This window comes from Streptomyces lonarensis, from assembly GCF_012033735.1.
GTDB classification, from domain to species: domain Bacteria; phylum Actinomycetota; class Actinomycetes; order Streptomycetales; family Streptomycetaceae; genus Streptomyces; species Streptomyces lonarensis.
In genome coordinates, this window is the sequence record NZ_JAAVJD010000335.1 from 1 (window position 1) to 4396 (window position 4396).

The 4396-nt window shown below is 77.8% G+C and carries 4 protein-coding genes; all 4 read left to right on the forward strand.

Annotated features, from left to right (window positions below):
- Positions 1-1851, forward strand: a 1851-nt coding sequence (locus tag HCN56_RS23950) for a lipid II flippase MurJ (protein ID WP_245246953.1), incomplete at its 5' end; no start/stop codon positions are given.
- The gene (locus HCN56_RS27345; RefSeq protein ID WP_312871415.1) at positions 1832-3091 is read left to right on the forward strand and encodes a polysaccharide deacetylase family protein; all 1260 of its coding nucleotides are present in this window, start codon (positions 1832-1834) and stop codon (positions 3089-3091) included. The genes HCN56_RS23950 and HCN56_RS27345, both read left to right, overlap by 20 nt.
- Positions 3091-4218 carry a glycosyltransferase gene (locus tag HCN56_RS23960; protein WP_167974499.1) on the forward strand — a complete coding sequence of 376 codons (1128 nt, stop codon included), beginning with the start codon at positions 3091-3093 and terminating at the stop codon, positions 4216-4218. The genes HCN56_RS27345 and HCN56_RS23960 overlap by 1 nt, the downstream gene beginning before the upstream one ends.
- Positions 4215-4396, forward strand: a 182-nt coding sequence (locus HCN56_RS23965) for a hypothetical protein (protein ID WP_167974501.1), incomplete at its 3' end; no start/stop codon positions are given. The genes HCN56_RS23960 and HCN56_RS23965, both read left to right, overlap by 4 nt.

The window sequence follows — 4396 nt, forward strand, 5'->3', positions numbered from 1 at the left end:
CGACGCGACCGCCGCCGCAGACCCCGCCGCGGCGGCCGACGGGTGGGCGGCATCGTGAGCACCCCGTCCGCCCCCGGCTCCCCGCCCCCTGAGGCCGCGCCGGACCACGCCGCCGCACCGGCTTCCCCCGTGCCCGCGGCGGACGGTGCCGCCTCGCCCGTGCCCGTGTCCGCCGCGGACCGGGCGGCAGCACCGCACGAGCAGGACCAGGGGCCCGTCCCCGGCGATCGGTTCGTCGCCCGGGCCGCCCTGGTCACGGCGCTGCTGACCGCCGGCGGATCGCTGCTGGGTCTGGTCCGCGACCAGACGCTCGCCCATCTCTTCGGCGCCGGCAGCGAGACCGACGCCTTCCTGGTCGCCTGGACCTTCCCGGAGTTCGCCTCGACCGTGCTGATCGAGGACGCCATGGCGCTGGTCCTCGTTCCCGCGTTCAGCCTCGCTCTCGCCCGGCGCGGGCTCGGCACCTCGCCCCGGGACCCGGTCGGTGAGCTGCTGCGGGCGACGCTGCCCCGGCTGCTCCTGGTGCTCGCGGTCACGTCCGCGGTGCTCGCCGCCGCCGCCCCGCTGCTGGTGCGACTGCTGGCGCCGGGACTGGCCGATCCGCAACTGGCCGCGGACTGCACGCGGATGACGGCCGTGACGGTGCTGACCTTCGGCACCGCGGGCTATCTGAGCGCCGTGCTGCGCGCCCACCACAGCTTCGCGCCGCCCGCCGCCATCTACATCGCGTACAACCTGGGGATCGTCGCCGCGGCGTTCGCGCTGCACACGGCGTGGGGGATGCGGGCGGCGGCGCTCGGCGTCGCCCTCGGCAGCCTGCTGATGGTGCTGGTGCAGTTGCCCGCCTTCCTCCGCAGGCTTCCCGCGCGCCGGCTCGCGGTCCGGCAGCGGTCCGCTCCGGCCCCGGCGCCCGCCGCCGGTCGGCGCGACCCGGCGTCCGCCGAGGGCGCGGCCGTCTCGGCGGCCGGCCCCCTCTCGCCCGGCGCGGCGGCGCTCGCGCTGGTCGCCCCGGTGGCGCTGTTCGCCCTCAGCCGGCAGGCGCAGGTGCTGGTGGAACGCTTCCTCGCCTCGGACCTCCCGGCCGGTGCCATCTCCCACCTCAACTACGCGCAGAAGGTCGCGCAGTTGCCGATGGTGCTCTCCCTGATGATCGTGACCGTCACCCTGCCCGTGGTGGCGCGGGCCATGGCCGAGGGCGACCTCGACGGGGCGCGCCGCCGGGTGGAGCGGGACCTGGTCTGGGCCTCGGGCGTCGTCCTGGCCGGCGCCGCCTATGTGCTGGCCTGCGGGCCGCAACTCATCGAGGTGCTGTTCCAGCGGGGCGCCTTCGACGCGGCCGCTACCGAGGCGACCGCCGCGGTGATGCGGGTCTACGCGCTCGGGCTGCTCGGTCACACGCTGGTAGGCACCCTGGCACGGCCGTTCTTCTCGGCGGCGCGGCCCACCTGGTACCCGATGGCAGCGATGGCCTGCGGCCTGACCGTGACCGCGGCGGCCGGCGCCGCGCTGGTCGGGCCGTGGGGCGCACCCGGACTCGCCGCCGCCAACGCGGCCGGGATCGCCGTCGCCGCCCTCCTGATGCTGCGCGGCCTGCGCACCCGGGTACTGGCGGTGGACATCCGGCGGGTGCTGGCGGTCCTCGCCCGGCTGGCGTGCGCCGCCACGGCCGCCGCTGTTGCCGGCTGGGCGCTCGCCTACCGGCTCGACTCACCGACGGCGGCGCTCGTCGTCACCGCGGTCCTGGTCCCCTCCGTCCTCGTGGCCGCCTCCGCGGCGCTGCGCGTGCCGGAGGTCCTCTCCCTGGTCACCGAAGCCCGAAGGAGGCTGCGCCATGTCCGCTCTGTTCCGTGAGACGACCGTCTCGTCCGCCGTCAGGAGCGCGGTGAGGTCCGCGAGGCCCGCCGGGTCGCGGGGGGCGGCGCTTCCGTGGACCCTGATGTACCACTCGGTGGACCACCCCACGGCCGACCCGTACAACATCACCGTCTCGCGCCGCCGCCTGGAGGAGCAGCTGCGCTGGCTGCGGGAGCGCGGGCTGCGCGGGGTCTCCCTCGGCGAGATGCTCGCGGCGCACGCCGCGGGCCGCTCGACCGGCCTCGTCGGGCTGACCTTCGACGACGGGTACACCGACTTCCTCACCGGGGCGGTGCCGCTGCTGCACCGCTACGACTGCACCGCCACGGTGTTCGTCCTCCCCGGCCTGTTGGGCGGCTTCAACGACTGGGACCCGCTGGGCCCCCGCAAACCGCTGCTGACCGGGCACGGGGTCCGGGCGGTCGCCGCCGCGGGGATGGAGGTCGGCTCGCACGGGATGTACCACCGCAGCCTGCTGGGGCTGCGGGAGGCCGACCTCCGGGCCGAGTTGGAGGAGAGCCGCGACCGGCTGGCGGACATCTGCGGCACCCCGCCGGCCGGGTTCTGCTACCCCTACGGGGACGTCGACGCCGCGGCGGCGGCCATGGCGCGCGAGGTCGGCTACGACTACGCCTGCTCCATCGACCCCGGTCCGCTGACCGGCCGCTGGGCGCTGCCGCGCGCGCACGTCGGCCAGCGGGACACCGCGGCCCGGCTGTGGGCGAAGCGCGTGCTGCACCCGCTGCGACGGCGGGCCGTCACCCTCGCCGACGAGGCAGGCGCTCGGGCGCCCCGTGCCCGGGGCGCGGCCGGGGCGGGGCCGTACCGCGCCGGGGAACGACCGCTCGGCATGCCCTTCGGGGTGGATGTGCCGGCGGCACCGCCGCCACCCGCCGACCCGCCGCGTGCGGCCGTCCCACAGCCCGCTGCCCCCGTGCCGCCGGCCGCTGCACCCGATAGGGCCGCCGCGCCGGGCGGCGGGAAGAGCCGGGGGCGTCGGGGGGAGGCGGCGGCGCTCCGGCCCCGCGACCCGGTGGAGCGCTCGCCCCGGGCGGCCCGGCCCGCACCGCGGCCCGACGCAGCCCCCACGCCGCCGGACGGCGCGACCGTCCGGGTGGCCGGCGGCCTCGGGACGCCCACCCCGTCCGCCCCGTCACGGGGCGCCGCGGCGGCGGAGGACCGCGCGCCGGGCGATGCGGTGCGCGAGGGCGTCGCCCACGAGGGGGGCGGCGTCTGATGCGCGTACTCCACGTCATCACCGGACTCGGCAGCGGCGGGGCGGAGCAGCAACTCGCCGCTCTGGCACGCAGGTTCCCCGCGCACGGCGTCGAGTGCGACGTCATCACCCTCACCAACCCGGGCCCCGTCGCGGACCGGCTGCGCGCCGACGGCGTGCGCGTCGGCCACCTCGGGATGGCGGGCAACCGCGACCTGGCGGTGCTGCCCCGGCTGACCCGCGCGGTCCGACGCGGTCGGTACGACGTCGTGCACACCCACCTCTACCGGGCCGGGGTCTACGGCCGGATCGCCGCCCGCGCGGCAGGGGTCCGCGCCGTCGTCGCCACCGAGCACTCACTGGGCGAGGCGCAGATCGAGGGCCGCCCGCTGACCGCGCCCACCCGCGGCCTCTACCTGGCGACCGAACGGCTCGGCCACGCGACCGTCGCCGTCTCGACGGCCGTGGCCCGCCGGCTGCGGCACTGGGGCGTCCCGGCGGAGCGGCTGCACGTCGTCCCCAACGGCATCGAGGCCGAGCGCTACCGGCACGGCCTGTCGGCGCGCCGCGGCGTCCGGGCGCGGCTCGGCGTCGCACCGGACACGTTCGTGGTCGCCGGCCTGGGGCGGCTGGTCGGCGGCAAGCGGTTCGACGTGCTGGTGCGCGCGGTGGCCGCCGTGCCGGGGTCGCTCCTCGTCCTGATCGGTGACGGACCCGAACGCCGTCGGCTGCTGCGGCTCGCCACGGCGCTCGGCGTCGCCGGCCGTGTCCGGCTGCTGGGCGACCGGTCCGCCGAGGAGGTGCCCGCGCTGCTCGCGGCGTGCGACGCGCTGGTCTCGCCCTCCCGGGACGAGACGTTCGGCCTGGCGGTCCTGGAGGGGCTGGCGGCCGGCCTGCCGGTGCTGCACGCCTCCTGCCCGGCGCTCGAAGAACTGGCACCCACCGATGCCCCGGGCGCCACCCGGTTCGACGGCGGGCTTTCCGAACTCACCTCGGCTCTCGCGGCCGTTGCCCGGGCCGGCCCCGTCCGCCTGCCCCAGCCGCGCGCGGTGCGGCACTACGACATCGGCCGAGCGGCCGAACGCCTGACGGACATCTACCGGCGCACCGCCGCGCACGTGGCGGCCCCTGCGGGAGGAACGCGATGAACACCGAGTACACCTGGGTCAAGATCGTCGAGCGGCCCGACCCGGGCCGTGCGGCACGAGCCGTCCTCTCGCGGGTCGCGAACGTGTCGGCGGTCACCGCTCGCGCGGTCGCGGCCGGCGCGCTCCGCCGGCTTGCCCACCGCCTGCCGCCCGCCGCCGCGCCCGCGCCGGTCCCGCC

Excerpts from the sequence above, each read along its gene's own strand:
- HCN56_RS27345 (WP_312871415.1), top strand. The coding sequence starts at position 1,832 with ATGTCCGCTCTGTTCCGTGAGACGACCGTCTCGTCCGCCGTCAGGAGC.
- HCN56_RS23960 (WP_167974499.1), top strand. The coding sequence starts at position 3,091 with ATGCGCGTACTCCACGTCATCACCGGACTCGGCAGCGGCGGGGCGGAG.